A 21,362-nucleotide genomic window follows, 5' to 3' on the forward strand; every position below is an offset into this window, starting at 1 on the left:
GATTCCTGATTTTTTGCACGGATTTCCGAGCTCGAAAATCCACCACCGCCGCCGACCACAAACTACGGCAATAATTTTGCAGTGCAACAGAAAACGTCGATCGATGCAGCAAAAATGTTGCGATGCAGCAAGAGCTGTACTAGCATTCCCATGGGTGGGCCAACAGCGGTCGAGTTTTTATGCTGCATGTCTTGTACCTTGTGCACGACGTTTCCGACCCGGCCGTGCGCCGGCGGATCACGATGCTCAGGGCAGGTGGGGCCCAGGTCACCCTGGCCGGCTTCCGTCGCACCACGAATCCGATCGCGGATGTCGAGGGATTGCGGCCGATCGACCTCGGCGCGACGCGTGACGGGCGATTCGGCCAACGCCTCGCGGCGGTCGCCAAGGCTGCCCTATCGATCGGCTCGAGGCTTGGCGGCGTGCCAAGGCCCGATCTCATCATCGCGCGCAACCTAGAAATGCTGGCGCTCGCTCGTCGCGCCAGATCAGCCTTCGGTGCGTCGGTTCCGATCGTTTACGAGTGCCTCGACATTCATCGCCTTGTGCTTCGCAACGATGTCCTGGGCAAGGCGCTGCGCGCCACCGAACGCTTTCTGGCCAGGGACGTGAAGCTGCTGGTGACCAGTTCGCCTGCCTTCGTCGCCAATTATTTCGAACCGTTCGGCCAGGTCGCAGCACCCATCGAGCTGGTCGAGAACAAATATTTCGAGGTCGCGGCGATCTTGCCCGGCGCCTCCGAGGTCGAAGAGAGCCCGGTCGGCCCGCCATGGCGGATCGGCTGGTTCGGCGCCTTGCGCTGTCGCCGTTCGCTTGAGTTGCTGGCCGATTTCTCCCGCCGCATGGAGGGGCGCTTCGAGATCGTGCTGCGCGGCCGTCCGGCTTTGTCCGAATTCCCGGATTTCCATGGCTTTGTCGAAGCCGAACCATGGCTGTCGTTTCGCGGGCCCTACCGCAACCCGGAGGACATGGCTGCGATCTATAACGACGTCCATTTTTCCTGGGCGATCGATTTCTTCGAAGCGGGACAGAACTCCGAATGGCTCCTGCCAAACCGGCTCTATGAAGGCTGCCGTTTCGGCGCAGTGCCGATCTCGATGGGCAATACCGAGACCGGGCGGTTCCTCAAACAGCAGGATATCGGCGTGCTGTTGCCGCAGGCCTCGCCCGAGGCGCTCGAAGCCGCGCTCGGCAAGATGGAGGAGCATCGCTTCGCCAGGTTGAAGGGGCGTGTTCTTGCCCGCAACCCGAGGACTTGGAGCTACGACCGCAGCGATTGCCGGGCGCTTGTCGAGCGACTGCGCAGCCTGACCGCCGTGCCCGGCTCCTTCGCAGCCGAGGCGTTGGCATAGCATGGCTGGAGATAGACAGAGGCAGATGACGCAGACTGAAAAACCCTCATCCAGCCTGATCGTTATCCCGTGCCTGAACGAAGCGGCCCATATCGGTGCGCTGCTCGTTCAATTGCGCCCCGCGGCCGCTCGGCTTGGCGCCAGGATCATTGTCGCCGATGGCGGCAGCACCGACGGCACGTTGGCCATCGTAGAGGACATCATCGCCAAGGATTCGCGCGTTATCCTGCTCCACAACAAGCGGCGCATCCAGGGCGCGGCGATCAATCTCGCCGTTGGCACGTTCGGCGAGGGTGCCGACTATCTCATCCGCATCGACGCGCATGGCGGCTATCCCGACGACTATTGCGACCGGCTGGTCGAGGAGGCGTTGGCCACCGGAGCCGATTCGGTTGTCGTTTCGATGCTGACCAGCGGCAGCGGCACCGTGCAGAAGGCGGCCGCCGCGGCGCAGAATTCCAAGCTCGGCACCGGCGGCTCGAAGCATCGGCACCTTTCGGAGGGGGAGTGGATCGACCACGGCCATCATGCGTTGATGCGGATATCGGCCTTCGGTTCTGTCGGCGGTTATGACGAGACGTTCAGCCACAATGAGGATGCAGAACTCGATTACCGCCTCCGCAAGGCCGGCTACAAGATCTGGATGAGCGGCAAGACGCAGATGGTCTACTATCCGCGCGCCTCGCTCAGCGGCCTCTATTTCCAGTATCTCGGCTATGGCCGCGGCCGCGCCAAGAACGTGCTGAAGCACCGCGTCATCCCGAAGGTCCGGCAGATGGTGCCGCTGCTGGTGTTTCCGGTTGTGCTGCTGGCGGCCTTCTCTTTCGTGCACTGGCTGGCGGCGGTGCCGCTGCTGCTGTGGGCGTCGGTGTGCCTGGGCTATGGCCTGTGGACGGCCATCCGCCAGCGCAATGCCGACATCGCGCTTGCCGGTGTCTCGGCCATGGTCATGCATCTTGGCTGGTCGGTCGGCTTCTGGCTGCAGCTTCTCGGCCTCGGGTCGCGGCGCGGGGTGGCGTGATGACGGCCCAGGCCAACAACCGCAGCATCGACATCGGCGTCTGCACGTTCCGCCGGCCGGAACTGGCCGACACGCTGCGCTCGCTCGACGCCATGGAGATGCCGGCGGGATTCGATATCCGCATCATCGTCGCCGACAATGACGACACCCCGACCGCAAGCGACCTGGTGACGGCGCTGTCGCAGGAATTGACGCTGCCGATCCACTATCAGCATGCTCCGGCGCGCAACATCTCGGTCGCCCGCAACGCTTGCCTCGACGCCAGCATTGCGGATTTCGTCGCCTTCATCGACGACGACGAGACGGCCACGCCCGCATGGCTCGCCGAGCTGGTCACGATGGCTGAAGCCAGCGGCGCCACCGCGGTGCTAGGCCCGGTCAGGGCGCGCTACCGCCCGGATGCGCCGGACTGGATGCGGCGCGGCGATTTCCATTCGACCTTGCCCGTCTGGGTGCGCGGCGAGATCCGTACCGGCTATACCTGCAACGTTCTGCTGCGGATGGGCTCGGATAGCCTGCGCGGCCGCCGCTTCAGCCTGGCGCGTGGCCAGACCGGCGGCGAGGACACCGAATTCTTCGACCAGATGTACAAGGCTGGCGGCCGCATCGCTTTCTCGCCCGAGGCCTGGGTCGACGAGGTGGTGCCGCGCTCAAGGGCAGCATTCGACTGGCTCGGCCGCCGCCGCTTCCGCGTCGGACAGACGCATGGCCATCTTCTGGGCAGCAGCGCCAGCGGCATCGGCCTGGTCAAGCAGGTCGGCCTGGCGTCGGCAAAGGCCATCTATTGCTTCGCCTCGGCACTTCCGGTCGTCGTCAGTCCGGTTCGCAGGAACCGCAGCGTGCTGCGCGGCATCATGCATGTCGGCGTCGTCAGCGGCCTCGTCGGCATCCGCGAAATCCGCCTTTACGGCCAGCCTTCCCCTCAGGAAGGAGGCAAGCGTGCAGCCTGACGCCTCCTTTGTGCCCGATGTTTCCTTCGTGATTGCCGCCTACAACGCCGAGGCGACCCTCGACCGAGCGATCGCCAGCGCCATCGCCCAGAAAGACGTCAGCGTCGAAATCGTCGTCGTCGACGACAAGTCGCGCGACGCGACGCTGGACGTGGCGCGGGCCTATCCAAGGGATATCGTCCGCGTCGTCGCCCTGGCCAGCAATCGCGGCCCTGGCGGCGCCAGGAATGCCGGCCTCGACGCCGCCCGCGGCAGATGGATCGCGGTTCTCGATTCCGACGACGCGGTCTTTCCCGACCGGCTCGCCAAGATGATCGCGCGCGCCGAAACGGCCGGTGCCCAGATCGCCATCGACAATTTGCAGGTCATCCGCGAGGACGGTGTCGTCGAGGACGCGATGTTCCCGCGGGAATATCTGGAAGGCTTGCGCGAAATTTCGCTGGCCACCTACATCGCCGGCAACGTCGTTTTCGAATCGAAGTTCAATCTCGGCTATCTCAAGCCGATTTTTCAGCGCGAGTTCCTGAACGAGAACGGGCTTCGCTATGATGAGAAACTGAGGATCGGCGAAGACTACATCCTCTTTGCCGAAGCCTTGGCCAAGGGCGGCAAATGCGTGGTCGAACCTGATATCGGCTATGCCTATCATATCCGCAGCGGCTCCATCTCGCGCGTGCTCGAGCTTCACCACGTCGAAGCGATGCGCAAGGCGGATGCCGTGTTCGCTCAAACCCATCAGATGGATGAGGCCGCGCAGGCCGCGTTTGCCCGGCGCAGCCGTAGCCTGCGCAAGGCCGCGTCATTCCTGTCGATGGTTCAGCACATCAAGGCGCGGTCCCCGCTCAAGGCGATCCGGACAGCGCTCAGCGACCCGGCGGCGGTCAGGCATATGGGCATGCCGATCGCCGTGCGGTTGCGAAGAATGGCGGCACAGTTTGCCGTTGGGGTGGGGAGGTGAAGATGCAGGCACATCGAGGGATTTTTCGTGGCCTGTGAATGGACTGAAGTCGATCTCCTCAGAAGGAATTTGCGATGAAGAAAATCAGGAAGGCCGTGATACCGGTGGCGGGGCTTGGAACACGGTTCCTGCCGGCGACCAAGTCGATGCCAAAGGAAATGCTTCCCGTCGTCGACAGGCCTGTCGTGCAATATGCGGTGGACGAGGCCTTCGAGGCGGGCATCGAGCACATCGTGTTCGTGACCGGTCGCAACAAGGCGGTCATCGAGGACTATTTCGACCTGCATCCGGAATTAATCGGCACCTTGGAGCAGACCGGCAAGAAGACCCAGCTGGAGGCGCTCGAAAGCATGCTGCCTGTGGCCGGCGCCACCAGCTTCATCCGCCAGCAGTCGCCGCAGGGTCTCGGCCATGCCGTCTGGTGTGCGCGCGAGGTTATCGGCAACGAGCCCTTCGCCTTGCTGCTGCCGGACATGGTGTCCTTCGGCGGGCGTGGATGCCTCGCCGAAACCGTCGACCTTTATGAGCGCACTGGCGGCAACGTCATCGCCGTCGAGCGTTGTGAACCGACCGAGACCAACAAATACGGCATCGTTGGTCGTGGCGCCGAGATCGGCGGCGGTTTCGAGGTGACGGCCATGGTCGAAAAGCCGGCGCCGGCCAACGCGCCGTCGAACTTCTACATCAACGGCCGCTACATCCTGCAGCCCGAGATCTTCGCGCTTCTGGGCAATCAGCAGCGCGGCGCCGGCAACGAGATCCAGCTGACGGACGCCATGGTCCGTCTGTCGAAGGATCAGCCGTTCTTCGCCCAACCTTTCAAGGGGCGCATGTTCGACTGCGGTTCCAAGGAAGGGTTCATCCAGGCCAACATCGCCTTCGCGCTGGCGCGCGACGATATGAAGGGCCCGGTTTTCGAGATGCTTCAGGAGTTCGTCCGGTCGCATGAACGCCAGGAAGAAGCCGCATAATGCCCATCTTTCGGGAGCATTGTCGGATGGCTGGTGAAGAGGCGCCGGTAGGCCCTCGCCGTCTGGCACGACGCTTGCGTTGCTTCTGGCGATGCTCCCGATCTTCGAGGCGTCTGCAAGCCAAAGCATGATCCCGGAAAGTGGGTCCCGGTTTCCGGAAAAGATCATGCTCAAACAGTGAGATAGAGCCCATTGCGATCAACCGGAATGGGACCGGCTCTAGAATTGGACCGAAGATGAATTATGCCAACTTTCCTCTCGACAAGAGGATGCCATTGCCGAATTCCAACGCAGGAGACGGCGAAGACTTCATCGATATCGAGCGGCTGCTTGGCATGGCCGCACGGCAGGCCAAGGTGGTTGCCGTGTGTGCTGTCATCGGTGTCTTTCTGGGTCTGCTCTATCTGCAGACGACGCCGCCCAAATATCAGTCGGTCGCGAGTGTGCTGATCGACGAAGGCTTGAACAAGATTGTCGATGATATCTCGGCGGCGTCGACAACCATGCAGACCGATTCCGCCATCCTGAGCCAGATCGAGATCCTGACCTCGACGCGGCTTGCCGCCGTGGTCGTCGACAAGCTGAAGCTCGACCAGAACGATGCGTTCATGAATCCGCCCGTATCGGCTCTGGCGAAGGGCGTCGGCATGGTCAGGAGCGTGATCCAGTATGTCCGCCCCAGCCCTTCCATGCCGGGGGGGGCCGACTTCAGCAAGCTCGACCCGGCCGCCCGTGACGCGCTGATCGCCACATCGCGTCGCGACTATGCGATCCTCAAGCTGCAGAACGAGATCCAGGCTGAGCGCACCGGCCGAAGCTATGTCATCGCGCTCGGCTACCAGGCCACGGATCCGGCCTTGGCAAACGCCATCACCAAGGCTTATGCCGACGCCTATCTCGCCGATCAGCTCGACGCCAGCTTCGATGCCACCGAACGGGCTGCGGTCTGGCTGCAGGGCCGGTTGACCGAACTGCGCCAGAGCTCGCAGGCAGCATCGCTGGCGGTCGAGAAATTCAGGGCTGAGCACGGGTTGGCCGCCAACAGCGATGGCCAGTTGATGAGCGACAAGCAGCTCTCCGATCTCAACGCCCAGCTCATCGTGGCGCAGGCCGATACCGCGCGTGCCAGCGCCCGCTACCAGCAGTACAAGGCGATTGTCGACAGCGGCTCCGACAACGCCTTCAAGGATGCCGCCATATCGAGCGACCAGCCGAGCAGTTCGGTCATCGCGGCGCTCAAGACCCGCTACCTCACGGTGGCCAAGCGGCTGCAGGACGTCGAGGCGAATTTCGGCCCCGAGCATCCGCAGGCGGTGGCGCTTGCCAAGGAGAAGGCCGACATATCGACGCAGATTTTCGGCGAACTGAAGCAGCTGACCGAGAGCTATCGCAACGAATATGAGGTAGCGCTGGCGCGCGAGACCGCGCTCAGGGCCAATGTCGCGGCCGCACAAGGCAAGAGTTCCGTCGACAACCAGACGCAAGTCAAGCTGCGTGAACTCGATCAGCAGGCGACGGCGCTCACCACGCTCTATCAGACATTCCTCGGCCGCTACGAAGAAGCTGCGCAGCAGCAATCCTTCCCGGTCGGCAAGATCCGCATCATCTCGGACGCTTCGATGCCGATGGCTGCGTCAAGCCCGCGCACGATCGTCGTGCTAGGACTTTCGCTGGTTCTTGGCATGCTGATGGGCGCCGGCTTCGGCGGCCTCAACGAGTTCAACGAACGGTTCTTCAGGACCGGCGAGGATGTGCGCGACCGCGTCGGCCTGAAATTCCTCGGCTATCTGCCGGCGATCGGCGGCAAGCTCGGCAAGGAAGAAAAGTCGGGCGAGACCCAGGTGGATGCGAAGACCGCCCAATCGCTGTCGGCCGCGGAAAAACGGGCGCGCATGCGGGTCAGCATCGATTCGCCTGCCTCGATGTTCTCCGAAACGCTGCGCAGCGCCAAGATCGCCTTCGACGTCGTGTTGGAGGGGCAAGGCAGCCGTGTTATCGGCATCATCTCGGTGCTTCCCGGCGAGGGCAAGTCGACGGTCGCGGCCAATCTCGCCGGCCTGCTTGCCGCCAACGGCGCCAAGACGCTGCTGATCGACGGTGATCTGCGCAACCCCGGCCTCAGCCGCGGCCTTGGCATGGAAGCCGAGCAAGGCTTGATGGAAGCGGTGGTCAACGGCCAGACCTGGCAGTCCGTCGGCAAGATCGACCGGCAGACGAAGCTGGCGATCATCCCGGCGGTGCTGCGCGGCCACTTCTCGCATACCAGCGAACTTCTCTCCTCGGCCGGCATGCGGCGCTTCATCGAGAATGCCAAGGAGACGTTCGAATACATCGTCGTCGATCTGCCGCCACTCGGACCGGTGGTCGACGCCAAGGCCTTCGCACCACTGGTCGACGGTTTTGTGCTGGTCACCGAATGGGGACGCACGCCGCGCGCGATGGTCAGGTCGATGCTGGAATCCGAACCCTATGTCGCCAACAAGATCGTCGGCGCGGTGCTGAACAAGGTCGATCTGAAGAAGCTGGCCAAGTACGGATCGTTCGGCGGCTCCGAGAAATTCTTCGACAAATACTCGAGCTATTATCTGGAAAAGTCGGAAGTGCGCGGCAAGGCGCCGGTCTGATATCGGCCATTGCCCAAACAGGTCCTTTCGAAAACGCATCGCGTTGAGACGGAGTCCACCGCTCTGGATGAACGGCGATGTCGAGCCGGTCTCGGTGGTGGGTCAGTTTGAGATCTGACCGGGCTTCGCTGCCAGCGTGATCGGGTCGGTTTCGATGAGCCGAAGTGACCGCACCATATGCGCCGTTTGCGTCTTGTATTTGAGAAAATGCGGGGTGGTCAGATGGATTTCGTAGGCCGTCTGATCAGCGTAGCATTCGATCACGCGGACCTTTTCAGGGGCGTCTTTTTCCGACAAGGCATGAAGGAAAAGCACACCCGGCTCGATTCGCACGGAGGCCTCGATCTCTTCGGCAAGCAGGTTTTTATAGCTGTCGATCTGGTCAGGATCGATTTCCAGTTCCGCCATCCTGACAATCAGCATCAATCAGTCCCTTGCTTTTTGTACCGGCCGCGAACCATCGACGTCCTCCGGCTGAATTTCAAACTGGCCCACGATCCAGGCCTCGGAACCTTGCGGCTGGACAGTACAGCTCCTGCGCAAACTGGGCACCGAAGTGCCCACTGATTAACCCCCATTTGGTCAACAAGGCGCGGCTACGCCGCCTTGAGCCGATAGCGGAAAACGGTGTGGTCGAGCAGCAGCCGGATGCGTGGCTCGGCCTCGGTCGCCACCAGCCAGCTTGCCGCGATCATCGTCGCGCCGACGACCACCATCGAGACGAGATGCGGCAGCCCAGCGCGGACCAGGACGCCGAGCAGGGCCGCGCCGACGACATCGTGGAGAAGGTAGAGCGGATAGGTCATCAGGCCGATCCGGCGCCAGCCGCTCCAGGACAGGTCGAGCCGCAGCGACCACGCCATCAAGGCAATGGCGATGAGGAAGATGAGGATCGGCGGCGCGAACGGCATCTCTCGCCCCACCTTCAGGATATGAACGTCGACCGAACTGGCGATCTGCAGCACGCCGCCGCCCAGGAACAGGGCGCAGAAGGCAAGGCGAGCGGCCGTCATCGCCTTGAAGCGCATCAGCCACAGCATGACGCCGGTCGCGAAGAAAACACCATGATGCACCAGAAGCAGGTCGAGCGTGCGTGTTTCGGCGAGATCGGCCCAGTCGAGCGGGTAATACAGGCACCAGAACAGCGTGCTGACCAAACCGATGGCGATGGCCACCATTTCCATCTGATGGAAGCGGCCAAGCCTGAGCAGGATCCAGACGATGGCATAGAAGGCGATCTCGATGCCGAGCGTCCAGTAGACGCTGTCCACCCACGGCGCATAGGGGGCGAACAGGCCGGTGCGGACGAGCCTAATGACGGCATCTGTCGGCCAGCTGAGGCCGACGATCAAAAGCACGACAGCGGTGACCGGTGCACAGATCCACACCGCCGGCGCCAGCCGTTTCACCCTTGCTTCGAAAAACCGTAAGGGCGTCGACCTTTCGGCGCTGAAGGCGATGACGAAGCCGCTGATGACGAAGAAAATCTGGACGCCGACCCAGCCGGATTCGACCCAGGCGCCTATTGCCGGCTGCGGAGGAACGCCGCCCGTGGCGCGCGCCGAAACGCCGTCCGGATACGCCCACACCCAGAAGCCATAGTGGTAGACCATGACCATGACGGCGGCGAGAAACCGCAGGATGTCGACGCCGCCAAATGTAATCTTCTGCTGAGCCATGCGACCTTGTCGATGGCCCCCCGCGAAAGACTGTAGGGTGCATTGCTGCGTTGCACAATAAAAGATTGCTCGTCGATCCGAAAAGCCGCCTCGGCAAGCCAAATCCTTCAGCGGCTCAAAGGCCGATTCCGCGCTCCTTCAGGGCCGCGGTGATCTCGTCGAGGATGATCGGATCGTCGATCGTCGCCGGCATGGCCCATTCTTCCTTGTCGGCGATCTTCTGCATGGTGCCGCGCAGGATCTTGCCCGACCGCGTCTTGGGCAGGCGCTTGATCGTCACCACCATCTTGAAGGCGGCGACCGGGCCGATGCGTTCGCGCACCAGGCCGACCACTTCGTTCTCGATCAGGCCGACGTCGCGCGTTACACCCGCATTCAGCACCACGAAGCCAAGCGGAACCTGGCCCTTCATGGCGTCGGCAATGCCGATGACCGCGCATTCGGCGACATCGGGATGGGCTGAAAGCACCTCCTCCATGGCGCCGGTCGACAGCCGGTGCCCGGCGACATTGATGATGTCGTCGGTGCGGGCCATGACGTAGAGATAGCCGTCCTCGTCGACCATGCCGGCATCCGCCGTTTTGTAGAAGCCGGGGAACTCGTCGAGATAGGCTTGGCGGAACCGCGCATCGGCATTCCACAGCGTCGGCAGGCAGCCGGCCGGCAGCGGCAGCTTGACCACCACATTGCCCAGCGCGCCGCGCGGCACTTCGTGGCCGGCATCGTCGAGCACGCGGATGTCGTAGCCGGGCATCGGCACGCCGGGCGAGCCGTATTTCACCGGTAGCAGGCCAAGGCCGGCGGGATTGATCGTCATCGGCGAGCCGGTCTCTGTCTGCCACCAATGGTCGACCACCGGCACATCAAGCTTCTGCTCCGCCCATTTGATGGTTTCCGGGTCGGCGCGCTCGCCGGCGAGGAACAGCGTGCGGAATCTCGACAGATCGTATTTCGGGATGAACTCGCCTTGCGGGTCCTGCCCCTTGATGGCGCGGAACGCGGTCGGTGCGGTGAACAGGGCGACGACGCCATGCTCCGATATCACCCGCCAATAGGTGCCGGCATCGGGCGTGCCAACAGGCTTGCCCTCGAACAGGATGCTGGTGCAGCCATGCAGCAGCGGCCCGTAGACGATGTAGGAATGGCCGACCACCCAGCCGACATCGGATGCCGCCCAGAACACCTCGCCCGGCTTGACGCCGAACTCGTTTTCCATCGTCCATTTCAGCGCGACCATGTGGCCGCCATTGTCGCGCACGATGCCCTTGGGCTGGCCGGTCGTGCCCGATGTGTAGATGATGTAGAGCGGGTCGGTGGCAAGCACCGGCACGCAGTCGACATTGGCGCCGGCCGCCCGTTCACGGGCGACGGCATCGGCGTAGTCGATGTCGAAATGCTCCTTCAGTTCGCAGCGCAACTGGTCGCGTTGCAGGATCAGGCAGGCGTCCGGCTTGTGGCGGGAGATCTCGATCGCCTTGTCGAGCAGTGGCTTGTAGGCAACGACGCGGCCCGGCTCCAGGCCGCAGGATGCGGAAATGATCAGCTTCGGCTTGGCGTCGTCGATGCGGGTGGCAAGCTCATGCGAGGCAAAGCCGCCGAAGACCACCGAATGCACGGCGCCGATGCGGGCGCAAGCCAGCATGGCGATGGCGGCCTCGGCCACCATCGGCATGTAGATGATGACGCGGTCGCCCTTGCGAATGCCGCGGTTCTTCAGCACCGAGGTGAGTGCAACCACCTCGCGCTTGAGTTCGGCATAGGTGAATTTCCTGACCGCTCCGGTGATGGCGCTGTCATGGATCAGCGCGATCTGGTCGGCGCGCCCGCCGGCGACGTGGCGGTCGATGGCATTGTAGCAGGTGTTGCAGGTGGCGCCGGTAAACCAGCGGCCATAGACACCGGCCGTGGTATCGAACACCTTGTTCCAGGGCGAATACCAGTCGATGGCGCCGGCCGCGTCCGCCCAGAACTGTTCCGGGTCGCGTTTCCAGCCGTCATAGACTTCGTGATAGCGTGAAGCCATCCGTTCCCTCCCCAGGAATGATTTTCTTCCCTCCAGATAGCGCGCTCTAACCCTGGCCGCAAATGCACGCCAGGACGAGTGATTGTTCGGCAAGTTTCGATGCGACGCTAAAAGGCGTTACATCCGGCAAGGCGCTCGGCTTTCGGCTGACGCTGCAAGGGCAGGGGTAGCACGAAGACAGGCTGTGCCGGGCTCGATAAACGGCCCGACCTCCTACAGCCTGTCGGAATCCTACGAATTCACCCCGGCCGGCAAGCCGGCGGTGATTGTCGTGCTGGTGCAGCGGTTCAGCCAAGGTTTCGAGGGGCGCGATCGCTGCTTCCTTGCCGTCACCGGGCAGCCGCGCTGACAGGGTCACGCCAGGCGCCCTGACAGCCAGCATCGGTTCGATCTGCAGCTTGTCTAGATCGGCAGGGCCACAAGCATGAGGCCAATGCCGCCAGCGATCAAAATAGCTGTCGCCAGCGCTTTTCTGTGACGTTCGAAGCTCGTCGGAGCCCGTTCCCAATTGTAACGCATACGCTATCTCCCCAACACCCAGGCAGGTTTTACCTTACTCTAGGGAAGAAAAGCAACGGCCCAGCCGGCCGGTTCAGTTGCTTGCCTCCTCGCATTGACGACTATTTCTGGGACGATTCCGTCCGGGAACAGGCAGCCGTGCCGTTTTTCGCGACTTGGCGAGGGCGTATCGGAACGCATCGCCGCACGAGCCTGCCGCCGGTCCCCATGATCGGCTGATAGACAGCGTTCCCTCACCGCGCTATCTGCATTCCGGGTTTTTGCATGGCTTGGTGGGGTTCGTGATGGAAATTGCCTCTGGAACGGTTCTGCGGTTGGCGGAAGACGCTTCGGTCCAGCATGTCGGCGATGGCGCCGTCGTGCTTTTGGCGCGCAGCGGCCAGCTTTACACATGCAACGGCACGACCGAAGCCTTTCTTGACAAGGTGGACGGCGCGCGCAACCTCGACCAGATCGTCGACCTGCTTTGCCAGGAGTTCGAGGTCGACAAGAGCACGCTCGACCAGGACATCGCGGCACTGGCCACGGATCTGGTCTCGGAAGGTATCCTCGCCACGCCAGGTGCTTGATGGCTAAAGGTATCGCCTGATGGCCGACGGTCCTCTCCTGCGCGCTTTGTTTCGCTGCCATCTCTGGGCAAGCGCGCGGCTGATGCCGGTCCTGGTCGCCAACCGCAGCTTCGAGGACGTGCTCAAATGGGCGCCACTCACCTCGTCGACGCCCTATCGCGGCTTGCCGTCCCCCTACATCGTCGCCGCCCTCAACCGCACCGTGCGTCATCCCTGGCTGATGCGCGACCGCAGGTGCCTGAGAGAGGGGCTGCTCGGTCATCGTTTCCTGCGCCTTGCTGGTTTCGACCCGGACCTGCGCTTCGGCGTCGACCCGAAGTCGATGCAGGCGCCACGCATGTCGGCGCATTGCTGGGTCTGCCTCGATGGCAGGCCGGTGGTCAGCGACAGCCTTCCCGGCATGGTCGAGATCTACCGTCACCATGCCGATGCCACAAAGGTGCGCCCCGCTTGACCAGACCTTCAGCGTGCTATGGCCTCAACGGCCAGATCCTCGGCATATCAGCCGAGCGCCCCGAGCTATGGCGGGAATTCGACAGGATGCTGGCCGGCTTGCGTATCGCGGAACCGGTTGAGCCGGACTTTCGTCTTGGCATCACCGAAACAGAGACCCTGGACGAGACACCCCACGGATCGCTCGTCTTCGATGGCGATGTACCGGAGGATGGCTCCTGCCGGATGATCGAGGACGGCGGCACCATCCATCTCGTCTTTCCCGGGCGTCAGACCGTTGCGATCAATGGCGGGGAGGGTTCGGCCGAACTCCGGGTCCGCCCCGGTGCGAAAGCCGCCTGGACGCCGTCGATGCTGGTCCTCGACGCCGCGCTCGACGCCGGTGGCCAGCATATGCTGCACACCGCGGGCCTGACGTTGCCGGACAGCGACGCGGTGGTGCTGATCCATGCCCCGAGCGGCACCGGCAAGACCACGACGTCGCTGGCGCTGGCAACACAAGGCTTTGGCCTCTGCTCCGACGATGCCATGATCGTGAATGTCGCTTCGGGCAAGGTCGTGGCCTGGGGTTTGCCGCGCGCCGTCAAGATCCATCAGAAGACTGCGCAGATGATCCCGCGGGTGGCTCCATGCCTTGGCCAGACCTGGGATCGCAACGGCGAGCAGCCCGTCTCGCTTGAAAAGCTGGCAGGGATCATGCGGGTCGAAAACGCGTCCGCCCGGCCGGTGGCGGCCCTTCTGCACCTGGCACGCTCCGCCGACAGCCAGACAGGGCTCGTCGCCATGGCCAGGACCGACGCAATGGTGGCGCTGGCAGTGGACAATGTCCGCACGGGCATGACGGGACTGCTGCCGATGCAAAAACGCAGGTTGGCGACCATCGCCGGGCTGGTCAATTCGGTGCCGACATTCCGGTTGGAGGTGGGCGCGCGCCCGGCCGACGCGGCGGCGCTGATCCGCGCCGCTCTGGATTGAAGTCAAGTCATGCAACCTGCGGCCTGGCCTTGGCCAATCTCTGGATCCACCGGAAGGCGTCGCGGCGCAGGCGCGAACCAAGCTTGTCCCTGGAATTGACGCCGAGCAGCGTGTTCGTGGTGATCAACCGTCTGGCCAGCCGTATCGAGAGATCGGGCTTGATCCGGCCGGCGAGCTCAAGTGCGCGGCTCTCCTCGAACAGTTGGCCGGTCACATTGAGCACAACAGCCAGTTCGAGCTCGATGCCGGTCATGCGGGCAGCGTCGAACAGGCGTGCTTCCGCTTCGGGTGACTGCAGCGCCCGCACGCCTTGCAGCACGTCGATGCAAAGCTGCAGCCGGTGGAATTTGTGGCCGCCGGCGGCGTGCACGATGGCGATCGTCAGAAGTGCCGCGGGCGTATCTGTCGCCTCGCCGTCGATGGCGCGCAACTCCCGGAACCCCAGCGACAGGCGCCGCCGCATGCCGGTGTCATGCACGAGGTCGCCATGCAGCTCGACCAGCAGGCTCGAATTCTCCTTTTCGAGCCATTTGAACTCCTGCAGTTCGTAGGATTCGGCCTCGTTGCTGCCAAGCTCGAAGCCGCATGCCGCGATCACCCGGTTCGCCCGCGCCAGGTTAGCCGGCTCGACGAGGATGTCGATGTCGGTGAACGGCCTGTCGGCGACGTTGCGGTAGAGTTTTCGCGCGAAGACCGGCCCCTTGACGATCCGCGCCGGAACATTGTCCGCGGCCAGTCCCTTCATGATGCGGTCGCCATGGTACTGCAGCAGCATCGACTGCCCGGTGGCGATCGTTGCTTTCTGGCGCAGATCTTCCAGTCTGTCCCGCAGCCCTGCGTCCCTCGGCAGCTGCGCGTCGCCGCGCTCCTGCAGCTTGCGCAGCATGATCGGCAGGATGCCGTGAAATTCGGCATTGTCGAGCAGCGCCGACAAGGTCTTTGCCGACAAATCTTCCCCGACTGGCGCCGCCTCGGGATCGGCAGAGCGCAGCAGCAATCTTTCTTCGGCGGCAGTGAGAGATGGCAGCATCAACCCGGACAATGTTTCGGATAAGGGATTGTCTGGGATGGTTACAGAAAAGCCGTGCGTAAGCCAGCTTTACATGCCCCAGCGTAGCGCCGCCGTGTGTACCGGCGCGTCCCAGAATGCGGTCGTCTCCTCGTCGAGCATGGTCAGCGTGATCGAGCAGCCGGCCATGTCGAGCGAGGTGACATAGGAGCCGACCAGTGAACGGGTCACCGTCACGCCATGTTTCTCGAAAATCGCCCGCGCGCTGTTGTACATCAGATAGAGTTCCATCAGCGGCGTGCCGCCGAAGCCATTGACGAACAGCAGTGCCGGGCCTTTTGCCTTGTCGCCGAGATCGCCCAGGATCGCGGCGCAGATCTCCTGCGCGATAGCATCGGCGCTTTTCAACGTGTCGCGTCGGCGGCCGGGCTCGCCATGGATGCCGACGCCGAACTCCATCTCGCCGTCGCCGATGTCGAAAGTCGGCTTGCCCGCCGCCGGCACGGTACAACTGGTCAGCGCCACGCCCATCGAGCGGGTAGCCGTGTTGACGCGGTCGCCCAGCGCCTTCAAAGGCGCCAGCGCCAGGCCATGTTCTGCCGCCGCGCCGACGATCTTTTCCACCACCAGCGTTCCGGCGACGCCGCGCCGGCCCGTCGTATAGGAAGAATTCTCGACGGCGACATCGTCATTGGTCACAATCTGCTGGACGCCTTCTGACATCTCGGCCGCCATGTCGAAATTCATCACGTCGCCCTCATAGTTCTTGACGATGAACAGGCTGCCGGCCCCGGTGTCGACGGCTTCCGCCGCTGCCAGCATCTGGTCCGGCGTCGGCGAGGTGAAGACCTGGCCGGGGCAGGCGGCATCCAGCATGCCGTGGCCGACAAAGCCGCCATGCAGCGGCTCGTGACCGGAGCCGCCGCCGGAGATCAGCGCCACCTTGCCCGGCCGTAAGGTCTTGCGGCGGATGAATTTGTGCTCGTCGCCAAGCACGAGGATGTCGGCATGGGCGGCCACGAAACCGTCGAGGCTCTCGGTCAGCACCGTGTCCACCGAGTTCATAAATTTCTTCACGGCCGTCTCCTCCCGAAATAGGCCTGACATCGAAGCAATTCCAGGAAAAGTGTGTAACGGTTTTCCATCCGGAATTGCGTACAAACTCCAAAGGGTCAGCCACCCTTGCCGGTTATGCTGGTGATCTTCTGGATGAAGTCGTTCACCGCCCTGTCGAGCGCGGCGTTCTGTTTGTCGTCGCCGAAATCCGGCACGATCAGCGAGACATGCCGCGTCTTGCGCATGCCTGATGCGATCGACATCTTGCCTGGATGCGCCTGGTGATAGGCAGCGAGAAACTGGTCGCGCTCGGCCGGGCTGAAATGGCACACCGAAAAGATAGCCGGCAAATGTTTTGACGGAATCGGGATCGAATAGGCCGGGCTGGAAATCTGCGTGACGAAGCTGCGGTGCTTGCCGAGCGCATCGGCCAGGCGCTGGCGCATGCCGGATGGGCGCTGGTCGATGACGTGCGACAGGATCATCTTGTAGGCGCGGATCGCCTCTTCGGAACCGGGTTCGGGTGTCCTGTCGACCATGCCAGCCGCGCCTAAACGGAAATGTCCGCGATGGCCGCCTTGGCCATGGCGAGTTGCGCCGGCGCGACGGAAAGATCACGCAGGCCGGCCTCGAGCAGTGACGGGATCGAGGCTGGATCGCCGCCGGCATCGCCGCACAGGCTGACCGGGATCTCTTCCCGCTGGCCAAACGCGGTCACGGCAGCGATCAGCCGCAGCACAGCCGGATGACGGACCGAATTGAGATGGGCCACGGCAGCGTTGTCGCGGGCGGCCGCCATGACATACTGGGTGAGGTCATTGGAGCCGATCGAGAAGAAGGCGGCCTCGGCAAAGGCTTCCGGCACGATCGCCGCCGAAGGCACCTCGACCATGATGCCAAGCGGCGGCATCTTGTGAACGATGCCGCGCGTGGCAAGCACCGCCTGCTCCTCGGCGAACATCGCCGCCGCCTGTCTGTATTCCTCCACAACGGCGATCATCGGAAACATCACTTTCAGACTGCCGGAGACGGCGGCGCGCAGCAGCGCCCGGATCTGTACACGAAACACCTCCGGTCTTGCCAGCGACAGCCTGATCCCGCGCAGGCCGAGGAACGGATTGCCTTCCGCGACCGTGAAGCCCGGCACCGGCTTGTCGCCGCCGGCATCGACGGTGCGGATCGTCACCGGTTTCTCGCCGGCCCACTCCAGCACCTTGCGATAGGCGCGATACTGCGTCTCCTCATCCGGCAGCGTCTTGCCGAACAGGAATTCGGTACGCATCAGCCCGACACCGTCGCAGGTCGCTATGTCGATGCCATCGACGTCGGACGGGTCGGCGATGTTGACCTGCACGCGCACCATCGTGCCGGCCTTGGTCACCGCCGGCCGCGCCAGGAACGTTCCAGCCCGGTCGCGGCGCGCCGAGAAAGATGAGGAGGATTGGCGAAAGGCAGCGATTTCGACCTTGGAGGGGGACAGCACGATGCCGCCATGTTCGGCGTCGAGCAGCGCTGTGCCGGCTAGATGAGCCAGCGAAGCGCCCAACCCGACAACCATCGGCACGCCGCGCGAACGCGCCAGCATCGCGACGTGGCTCGCCGTGCTGCCCGCCTTCAGCGCGATGCCTCCACCACAACTCCAGTCGGTTTCGAAAAAGCGCGTCGGCGCGATGTCCTCGCCATAGAGGATGGCACCGGGTGGCGCCTGGACGTCGCTATCTTCGGACAGCGCCCGCAGCACCTGGTCCCTGATGTCGCGGATGTCGGCGGCACGTGCGCGAAAGTAATCCTGGTCCGAAGCATCGTAGCCGGCAATTTCGGCATCGAGCGCCTGCCGCCACGCCTTGTCGGCTGGCAGGCCGGTGCGGATCGCGGCAAAGGCCGGGCTGCTCAGCGCATTATCCCCCAGCATGGCGATCTGGAACTCGAGAATGTCGGCGGCATCGCCCACGGCCATCTCAATCAATACGGTGAGACGGCCCGTCGCGGTGGCGATTGCGGTTTCGAGCGCGGCCTTTTCGTCGTCGGCTGTTTCTTTGCCGACATAGGATACGACAGTCTGGTCGAGATCGAACAGCGGCCCCTCGGCATAGCCGGCCGAGGCCGAAATGCCTTGCAGCCTAAGCGGTCCGGACATGGTCCGCGCCTTCGTCGAAATCGCGCCGCACCAGCTCGACCAGCGCGTCGACGGCATCGTTGGCGCCGTCGCCGCTGGCCCTGATGTGCAGCACCGTACCTTTCGGCGCCTTGGCCGCCATCACCTTGACGATGCTCTTGGCGTCGAACCATGGTCCGTTGGCGGCAAGCGCGATTTCCACCTCGGCGGCAAAGGTCTTGGCCAGCTTGGTGAACTTCACCGAAGGACGCGCGTGCAGGCCCACATCGTGGGTGATCACAACGGTCGCTTCGGCGGATGCGGACATGTCTTCAACGTTCCCGTTCGTTCACGACGGCGACAATTCATGCGCCGTCGCCACCACTTCCCTGAGCGAGGCGCCGCCGGAGGCCTCGGTTGCCGCCATCACCGCGCCTTCGACGATCGGCGCGTTGCAGACGATGATCTTGTGCGATCGGGGCTCGCCAATCATTTCCACCGCCATTTCGCTGTTGGTCTCGGCGCCGCCGAGGTCTACCAGTATGGCGACACCGGCTTCAGACCAGGCCTTGTCGATGGCGCCCATGATCGCCTCGACATTGGTGCCAAGCCCGCCATGGCCGTTTCCGCCGCACCATGCAAGTGGCACTTCGTCGCCCACCATCTGCCGCACCATGTCGGCCGTGCCCTCGGCGACCAGCGGCGAATGCGAAACGATGACGATGCCGACATTGCTCATGCACTTTCCCCGATGGTTTGCGCCACAGTCCGCACAAGAAGCGCGGTCGAACGTGCGCCGGCATCCATGTGGCCGATCGAACGGTCGCCGAGGAACGACGCACGGCCGCGCAGTGCTTTCATCGGCACGGTCGCCTCGGCCGCCGCGTCGGCGATATCGGCGATTTCCGGCGCCGTCTTTCCCTGCAGCAACGCGTCATGCACCGGCTGCAGCACGTCGAGCATGGTCTTTTGTCCAGCCTGCGACTTGCCACGCGCGGCCACCGCTTCGATGGCCTTGCCGAAAGCAGCCGTCAGATTGGCGCGATCGGGCTCCGCCGAAATCTCCTTGCCGAGCGCCAGGAACAGGGTGCCGAACAGCGGGCCGGAAGCGCCACCGACCGTCATCACCAGCTTGGTGCCGATCGCCTTCAGGGCTTCGGGCAGCGGCTTGGCCGAAAACGCCCCGGCTTCGGCCCGCACGGCCTCGAAGCCGCGCTTCATGTTTAGCCCGTGATCGCCGTCGCCGATAGCCTGGTCGAGCGCCGTCAACTCTTCGGCATGAGCGGCAACCACATCCGCGGCAGCTGTAATCAGCCCGGCAAGGTTCAACGCCGCCATATTAGCCAAATTCCCGGTTTCCACCCCGCCGGCAGTATCGAAAGAACGCTCATTCGACAACTGGAGCATGCGTCAGGCCGCTTCATGCAGCGCGGCGGCGGCCGCGAAGACCTCGGCCACCGCATAGGCGCCGGGGTCGACCACACCCTGCAATTTGCTGCCGACATAGGCGGACCGTCCGGCTTTCGCCTTCTCCATGGCGCCGGTGGCCTCGGCACCGCGTCGAGCCGCCGCCGCCGCTCCCTCCAGGCCGTTGGCGTCGAGCGCCTTGAGGGCTGGCTCCAGGGCATCGACCATGGTGCGATCGCCGATGCTCGCGCCGCCATAGAAAGTCATTCGCTCAAGGCCGGCAACCAGCGCCCTGGCCAGGTTCGCTCCGCTGTCCAGAGCCTGCGCCGCAGCCGTGAAGAAGATCGACAGCAGCACGCCGCTGGAGCCGCCCATCGACGCGCTCAGAATGTCGCCTATCGCGCCAAGGGTCGCTGCAGGTTCGGCAAGCGGCAGCGTATCAAGCCGCTCGAGAATACTGCGCGCGCCGGTCGCCACCGTCGAGCCGGTGTCGCCGTCGCCCGCCTTGGCGTCGAGCCCGTTCAAAGTGGCTTCGAGCGCGATCAGCCTTTCGCATACGGTGACGACAAGACGCCTGGTGCGGGCATCTTGACTGGGCTTGCGTGCCGCGCTTTGTCCGGCCGCTTTCGCCATCGGCACGACGGAAGGTGGCACAACGGGCTTTGCCGGCATCCAGGCATGCGGGCCAACCGGCGCCAACAGGGCTGTCTCGCGGGCGGCGTCGAGCCGGATCAGCGACAGCGAGAAGCCGTTCATGTTAAGCGCCGTCATTAGTGGACCCGGGCCGATCGTCAGCTTGATGGTTTTGGCCAGCGGCGAGGCAAGCACCGCGTTGGCGATAACAGACATTTCGAGCGGCGGCACCGAACCGAGATTGTTGATCAGCAGGGCATGGTCGGCTGAAAGGTCGAGCCGTGCCAAGAGGCGCTCCGCCATGATCGCCACCAGCCTGTTGGCGCTTTGCACCGCAATCCGCTCGACGCCCGGCTCGCCATGAATGCCGAGGCCGAGCTCGCCATCGTTCTCGCCAAACCTGTCTTCGTGCGGCTGGCCGGGGATCGAGCAGGACGACAGCGACATGCCGAGCGAAACGATATCCTTCGCCGCCGCGCGAGCGGCTGCGGCAACGGCTGCCAGATCATGGCCGGTCTCCGACAGGTGGCCTGATATCTTGTGCACGAACAAGGTGCCGGCAACACCGCGCGGCTGGGCAATTTCTGGGAGTGCGATGTCGTCTGCGACGATCACCATCTCGACACGAAACCCTTCGGCGCGCGCCTTCTCGGCGGCCAGGCCGAAATTGAGACGGTCGCCGGTGTAATTCTTCACGATGAGGAGGCAGCCGGCCGGCCCGGTGACCGCGCGAATCGCCGCCAGCACGGCTTCGACGCTCGGCGAGGCAAAGATCTCGCCCGAAACCGCCGCCGTCAGCATGCCCTTGCCGACGAAGCCGGCGTGCGACGGTTCGTGCCCGGCGCCGCCGCCCGAGACGACGCCGACTTTCGTCTTGTCCCAGTCGGCGCGCAGGATGACCTTGATCTCGGGATAGCCGTCCAGACGCGCGAGATCGCTCGAGCCAATGGTCCGCAACAGGCCATCCAGCGCCTCGGTGACGATCGTTTCCCTGCGATTGAAAAAGTGCTTCATCGAATTCGTCCAGTCCCGTATCCGCAATCGTCAATCAGAAGCCGGTGTCGCCCC

At 63.7% G+C, this 21,362-nt stretch carries 21 protein-coding genes; 10 read left to right on the forward strand and 11 right to left on the reverse strand.

The window, feature by feature from the left end; translation table 11 throughout:
• Positions 1-179 precede the first annotated feature (179 nt).
• From C8D77_RS17785 to C8D77_RS17810, 6 genes are all read left to right on the forward strand, one after another.
• Positions 180-1,352 (forward strand): glycosyltransferase, encoded by a 1,173-nt coding sequence (locus C8D77_RS17785; protein WP_109665967.1) that lies wholly within the window; start codon positions 180-182, stop codon positions 1,350-1,352.
• A 25-nt stretch (positions 1,353-1,377) separates the two neighbouring features.
• The gene (locus tag C8D77_RS17790) at positions 1,378-2,373 is read left to right on the forward strand and encodes a glycosyltransferase family 2 protein (RefSeq protein WP_109665969.1); all 996 of its coding nucleotides are present in this window, start codon (positions 1,378-1,380) and stop codon (positions 2,371-2,373) included.
• The gene (locus tag C8D77_RS17795; protein ID WP_109665971.1) at positions 2,373-3,323 is read left to right on the forward strand and encodes a glycosyltransferase family 2 protein; all 951 of its coding nucleotides are present in this window, start codon (positions 2,373-2,375) and stop codon (positions 3,321-3,323) included. Before C8D77_RS17790 ends, C8D77_RS17795 begins: the two co-directional genes overlap by 1 nt.
• Entirely contained in the window at positions 3,313-4,281 is a 969-nt protein-coding gene (locus tag C8D77_RS17800) for a glycosyltransferase family 2 protein (protein ID WP_109665973.1), read from the forward strand. The genes C8D77_RS17795 and C8D77_RS17800 overlap by 11 nt, the downstream gene beginning before the upstream one ends.
• 74 nt (positions 4,282-4,355) lie before the next feature.
• On the forward strand, positions 4,356-5,252 hold the full coding sequence (locus C8D77_RS17805) for a UTP--glucose-1-phosphate uridylyltransferase (protein ID WP_109665975.1): 897 nt from the start codon (positions 4,356-4,358) through the stop codon (positions 5,250-5,252).
• A 236-nt stretch (positions 5,253-5,488) separates the two neighbouring features.
• The gene (locus C8D77_RS17810; protein WP_109665977.1) at positions 5,489-7,876 is read left to right on the forward strand and encodes a polysaccharide biosynthesis tyrosine autokinase; all 2,388 of its coding nucleotides are present in this window, start codon (positions 5,489-5,491) and stop codon (positions 7,874-7,876) included.
• A gap of 102 nt (positions 7,877-7,978) precedes the next feature.
• On the opposite strand, the gene C8D77_RS17815 is transcribed toward C8D77_RS17810, so the two are convergent.
• From C8D77_RS17815 to C8D77_RS17825, 3 genes are all read right to left on the reverse strand, one after another.
• Positions 7,979-8,299 (reverse strand): putative quinol monooxygenase, encoded by a 321-nt coding sequence (locus C8D77_RS17815; RefSeq protein WP_109665979.1) that lies wholly within the window; start codon positions 8,297-8,299, stop codon positions 7,979-7,981.
• Positions 8,300-8,472: 173 nt separating this feature from the next.
• Positions 8,473-9,555 (reverse strand): acyltransferase family protein, encoded by a 1,083-nt coding sequence (locus C8D77_RS17820; RefSeq protein WP_109665982.1) that lies wholly within the window; start codon positions 9,553-9,555, stop codon positions 8,473-8,475.
• Between the two features lie 115 nt (positions 9,556-9,670).
• The gene (locus C8D77_RS17825; RefSeq protein ID WP_109665984.1) at positions 9,671-11,578 is read right to left on the reverse strand and encodes a propionyl-CoA synthetase; all 1,908 of its coding nucleotides are present in this window, start codon (positions 11,576-11,578) and stop codon (positions 9,671-9,673) included.
• Between the two features lie 184 nt (positions 11,579-11,762).
• Here C8D77_RS17825 and C8D77_RS38350 point away from each other — a divergent pair, with 184 nt between their 5' ends.
• From C8D77_RS38350 to C8D77_RS17845, 4 genes are all read left to right on the forward strand, one after another.
• Entirely contained in the window at positions 11,763-11,927 is a 165-nt protein-coding gene (locus C8D77_RS38350; RefSeq protein WP_245951807.1) for a DUF2259 domain-containing protein, read from the forward strand.
• Between the two features lie 454 nt (positions 11,928-12,381).
• Positions 12,382-12,666 (forward strand): PqqD family protein, encoded by a 285-nt coding sequence (locus C8D77_RS17835; protein WP_109665986.1) that lies wholly within the window; start codon positions 12,382-12,384, stop codon positions 12,664-12,666.
• 19 nt (positions 12,667-12,685) lie between these two features.
• Entirely contained in the window at positions 12,686-13,120 is a 435-nt protein-coding gene (locus C8D77_RS17840; RefSeq protein ID WP_109665988.1) for a lasso peptide biosynthesis B2 protein, read from the forward strand.
• A gap of 86 nt (positions 13,121-13,206) precedes the next feature.
• The gene (locus tag C8D77_RS17845; RefSeq protein ID WP_245951808.1) at positions 13,207-14,094 is read left to right on the forward strand and encodes a phosphoenolpyruvate carboxykinase (ATP); all 888 of its coding nucleotides are present in this window, start codon (positions 13,207-13,209) and stop codon (positions 14,092-14,094) included.
• A 7-nt stretch (positions 14,095-14,101) separates the two neighbouring features.
• Here C8D77_RS17845 and C8D77_RS17850 read toward each other — a convergent pair whose 3' ends face one another.
• The 8 genes from C8D77_RS17850 to C8D77_RS17890 form a co-directional block, all read right to left on the reverse strand.
• Positions 14,102-15,124, reverse strand: coding sequence for a nucleotidyltransferase family protein (locus tag C8D77_RS17850; protein WP_109665992.1), 1,023 nt, complete (start codon positions 15,122-15,124; stop codon positions 14,102-14,104).
• Positions 15,125-15,193: 69 nt separating this feature from the next.
• Entirely contained in the window at positions 15,194-16,180 is a 987-nt protein-coding gene (gene dhaK / locus C8D77_RS17855) for a dihydroxyacetone kinase subunit DhaK (protein WP_109665994.1), read from the reverse strand.
• A gap of 95 nt (positions 16,181-16,275) precedes the next feature.
• A complete protein-coding gene (locus C8D77_RS17865; protein WP_109665998.1) occupies positions 16,276-16,698 on the reverse strand; it encodes a hypothetical protein in 423 nt (140 codons plus the stop codon).
• 11 nt (positions 16,699-16,709) lie between these two features.
• Positions 16,710-18,296, reverse strand: coding sequence for a phosphoenolpyruvate--protein phosphotransferase (gene ptsP / locus C8D77_RS17870; protein WP_109666000.1), 1,587 nt, complete (start codon positions 18,294-18,296; stop codon positions 16,710-16,712).
• Positions 18,280-18,582, reverse strand: a complete 303-nt coding sequence (locus C8D77_RS17875; RefSeq protein WP_109666002.1) for an HPr family phosphocarrier protein — start codon at positions 18,580-18,582, stop codon at positions 18,280-18,282. Before C8D77_RS17875 ends, ptsP begins: the two co-directional genes overlap by 17 nt.
• A 21-nt stretch (positions 18,583-18,603) precedes the next feature.
• Entirely contained in the window at positions 18,604-18,993 is a 390-nt protein-coding gene (gene dhaM, locus C8D77_RS17880) for a dihydroxyacetone kinase phosphoryl donor subunit DhaM (protein ID WP_013528085.1), read from the reverse strand.
• Positions 18,990-19,592 carry a dihydroxyacetone kinase subunit DhaL gene (dhaL, locus tag C8D77_RS17885; protein ID WP_109666004.1) on the reverse strand — a complete coding sequence of 201 codons (603 nt, stop codon included), beginning with the start codon at positions 19,590-19,592 and terminating at the stop codon, positions 18,990-18,992. The genes dhaM and dhaL overlap by 4 nt, the downstream gene beginning before the upstream one ends.
• Before the next feature lie 72 nt (positions 19,593-19,664).
• Positions 19,665-21,308: a dihydroxyacetone kinase subunit DhaK gene (locus C8D77_RS17890; RefSeq protein WP_109666006.1), complete on the reverse strand. Its 1,644-nt coding sequence runs from the start codon at positions 21,306-21,308 to the stop codon at positions 19,665-19,667.
• Between the last annotated feature and the right edge of the window lie 54 nt (positions 21,309-21,362).

It is taken from the genome of Mesorhizobium loti (assembly GCF_003148495.1).
Classification (GTDB): domain Bacteria; phylum Pseudomonadota; class Alphaproteobacteria; order Rhizobiales; family Rhizobiaceae; genus Mesorhizobium; species Mesorhizobium loti.

Excerpts from the sequence above, each read along its gene's own strand:
- C8D77_RS17865 (WP_109665998.1), bottom strand. The coding sequence starts at position 16,698 with ATGGTCGACAGGACACCCGAACCCGGTTCCGAAGAGGCGATCCGCGCC.
- C8D77_RS17805 (WP_109665975.1), top strand. The coding sequence starts at position 4,356 with ATGAAGAAAATCAGGAAGGCCGTGATACCGGTGGCGGGGCTTGGAACA.
- C8D77_RS17790 (WP_109665969.1), top strand. The coding sequence starts at position 1,378 with ATGACGCAGACTGAAAAACCCTCATCCAGCCTGATCGTTATCCCGTGC.
- C8D77_RS17875 (WP_109666002.1), bottom strand. The coding sequence starts at position 18,582 with ATGTCCGCATCCGCCGAAGCGACCGTTGTGATCACCCACGATGTGGGC.
- C8D77_RS17850 (WP_109665992.1), bottom strand. The coding sequence starts at position 15,124 with ATGCTGCCATCTCTCACTGCCGCCGAAGAAAGATTGCTGCTGCGCTCT.
- C8D77_RS17825 (WP_109665984.1), bottom strand. The coding sequence starts at position 11,578 with ATGGCTTCACGCTATCACGAAGTCTATGACGGCTGGAAACGCGACCCG.
- C8D77_RS17815 (WP_109665979.1), bottom strand. The coding sequence starts at position 8,299 with ATGCTGATTGTCAGGATGGCGGAACTGGAAATCGATCCTGACCAGATC.
- C8D77_RS17840 (WP_109665988.1), top strand. The coding sequence starts at position 12,686 with ATGGCCGACGGTCCTCTCCTGCGCGCTTTGTTTCGCTGCCATCTCTGG.
- dhaM (WP_013528085.1), bottom strand. The coding sequence starts at position 18,993 with ATGAGCAATGTCGGCATCGTCATCGTTTCGCATTCGCCGCTGGTCGCC.
- dhaL (WP_109666004.1), bottom strand. The coding sequence starts at position 19,592 with ATGGCGGCGTTGAACCTTGCCGGGCTGATTACAGCTGCCGCGGATGTG.
- ptsP (WP_109666000.1), bottom strand. The coding sequence starts at position 18,296 with ATGTCCGGACCGCTTAGGCTGCAAGGCATTTCGGCCTCGGCCGGCTAT.
- C8D77_RS17795 (WP_109665971.1), top strand. The coding sequence starts at position 2,373 with ATGACGGCCCAGGCCAACAACCGCAGCATCGACATCGGCGTCTGCACG.
- C8D77_RS17810 (WP_109665977.1), top strand. The coding sequence starts at position 5,489 with ATGAATTATGCCAACTTTCCTCTCGACAAGAGGATGCCATTGCCGAAT.
- C8D77_RS17845 (WP_245951808.1), top strand. The coding sequence starts at position 13,207 with ATGCTGGCCGGCTTGCGTATCGCGGAACCGGTTGAGCCGGACTTTCGT.
- C8D77_RS17890 (WP_109666006.1), bottom strand. The coding sequence starts at position 21,308 with ATGAAGCACTTTTTCAATCGCAGGGAAACGATCGTCACCGAGGCGCTG.
- C8D77_RS17785 (WP_109665967.1), top strand. The coding sequence starts at position 180 with ATGCTGCATGTCTTGTACCTTGTGCACGACGTTTCCGACCCGGCCGTG.
- C8D77_RS17835 (WP_109665986.1), top strand. The coding sequence starts at position 12,382 with ATGGAAATTGCCTCTGGAACGGTTCTGCGGTTGGCGGAAGACGCTTCG.
- C8D77_RS17820 (WP_109665982.1), bottom strand. The coding sequence starts at position 9,555 with ATGGCTCAGCAGAAGATTACATTTGGCGGCGTCGACATCCTGCGGTTT.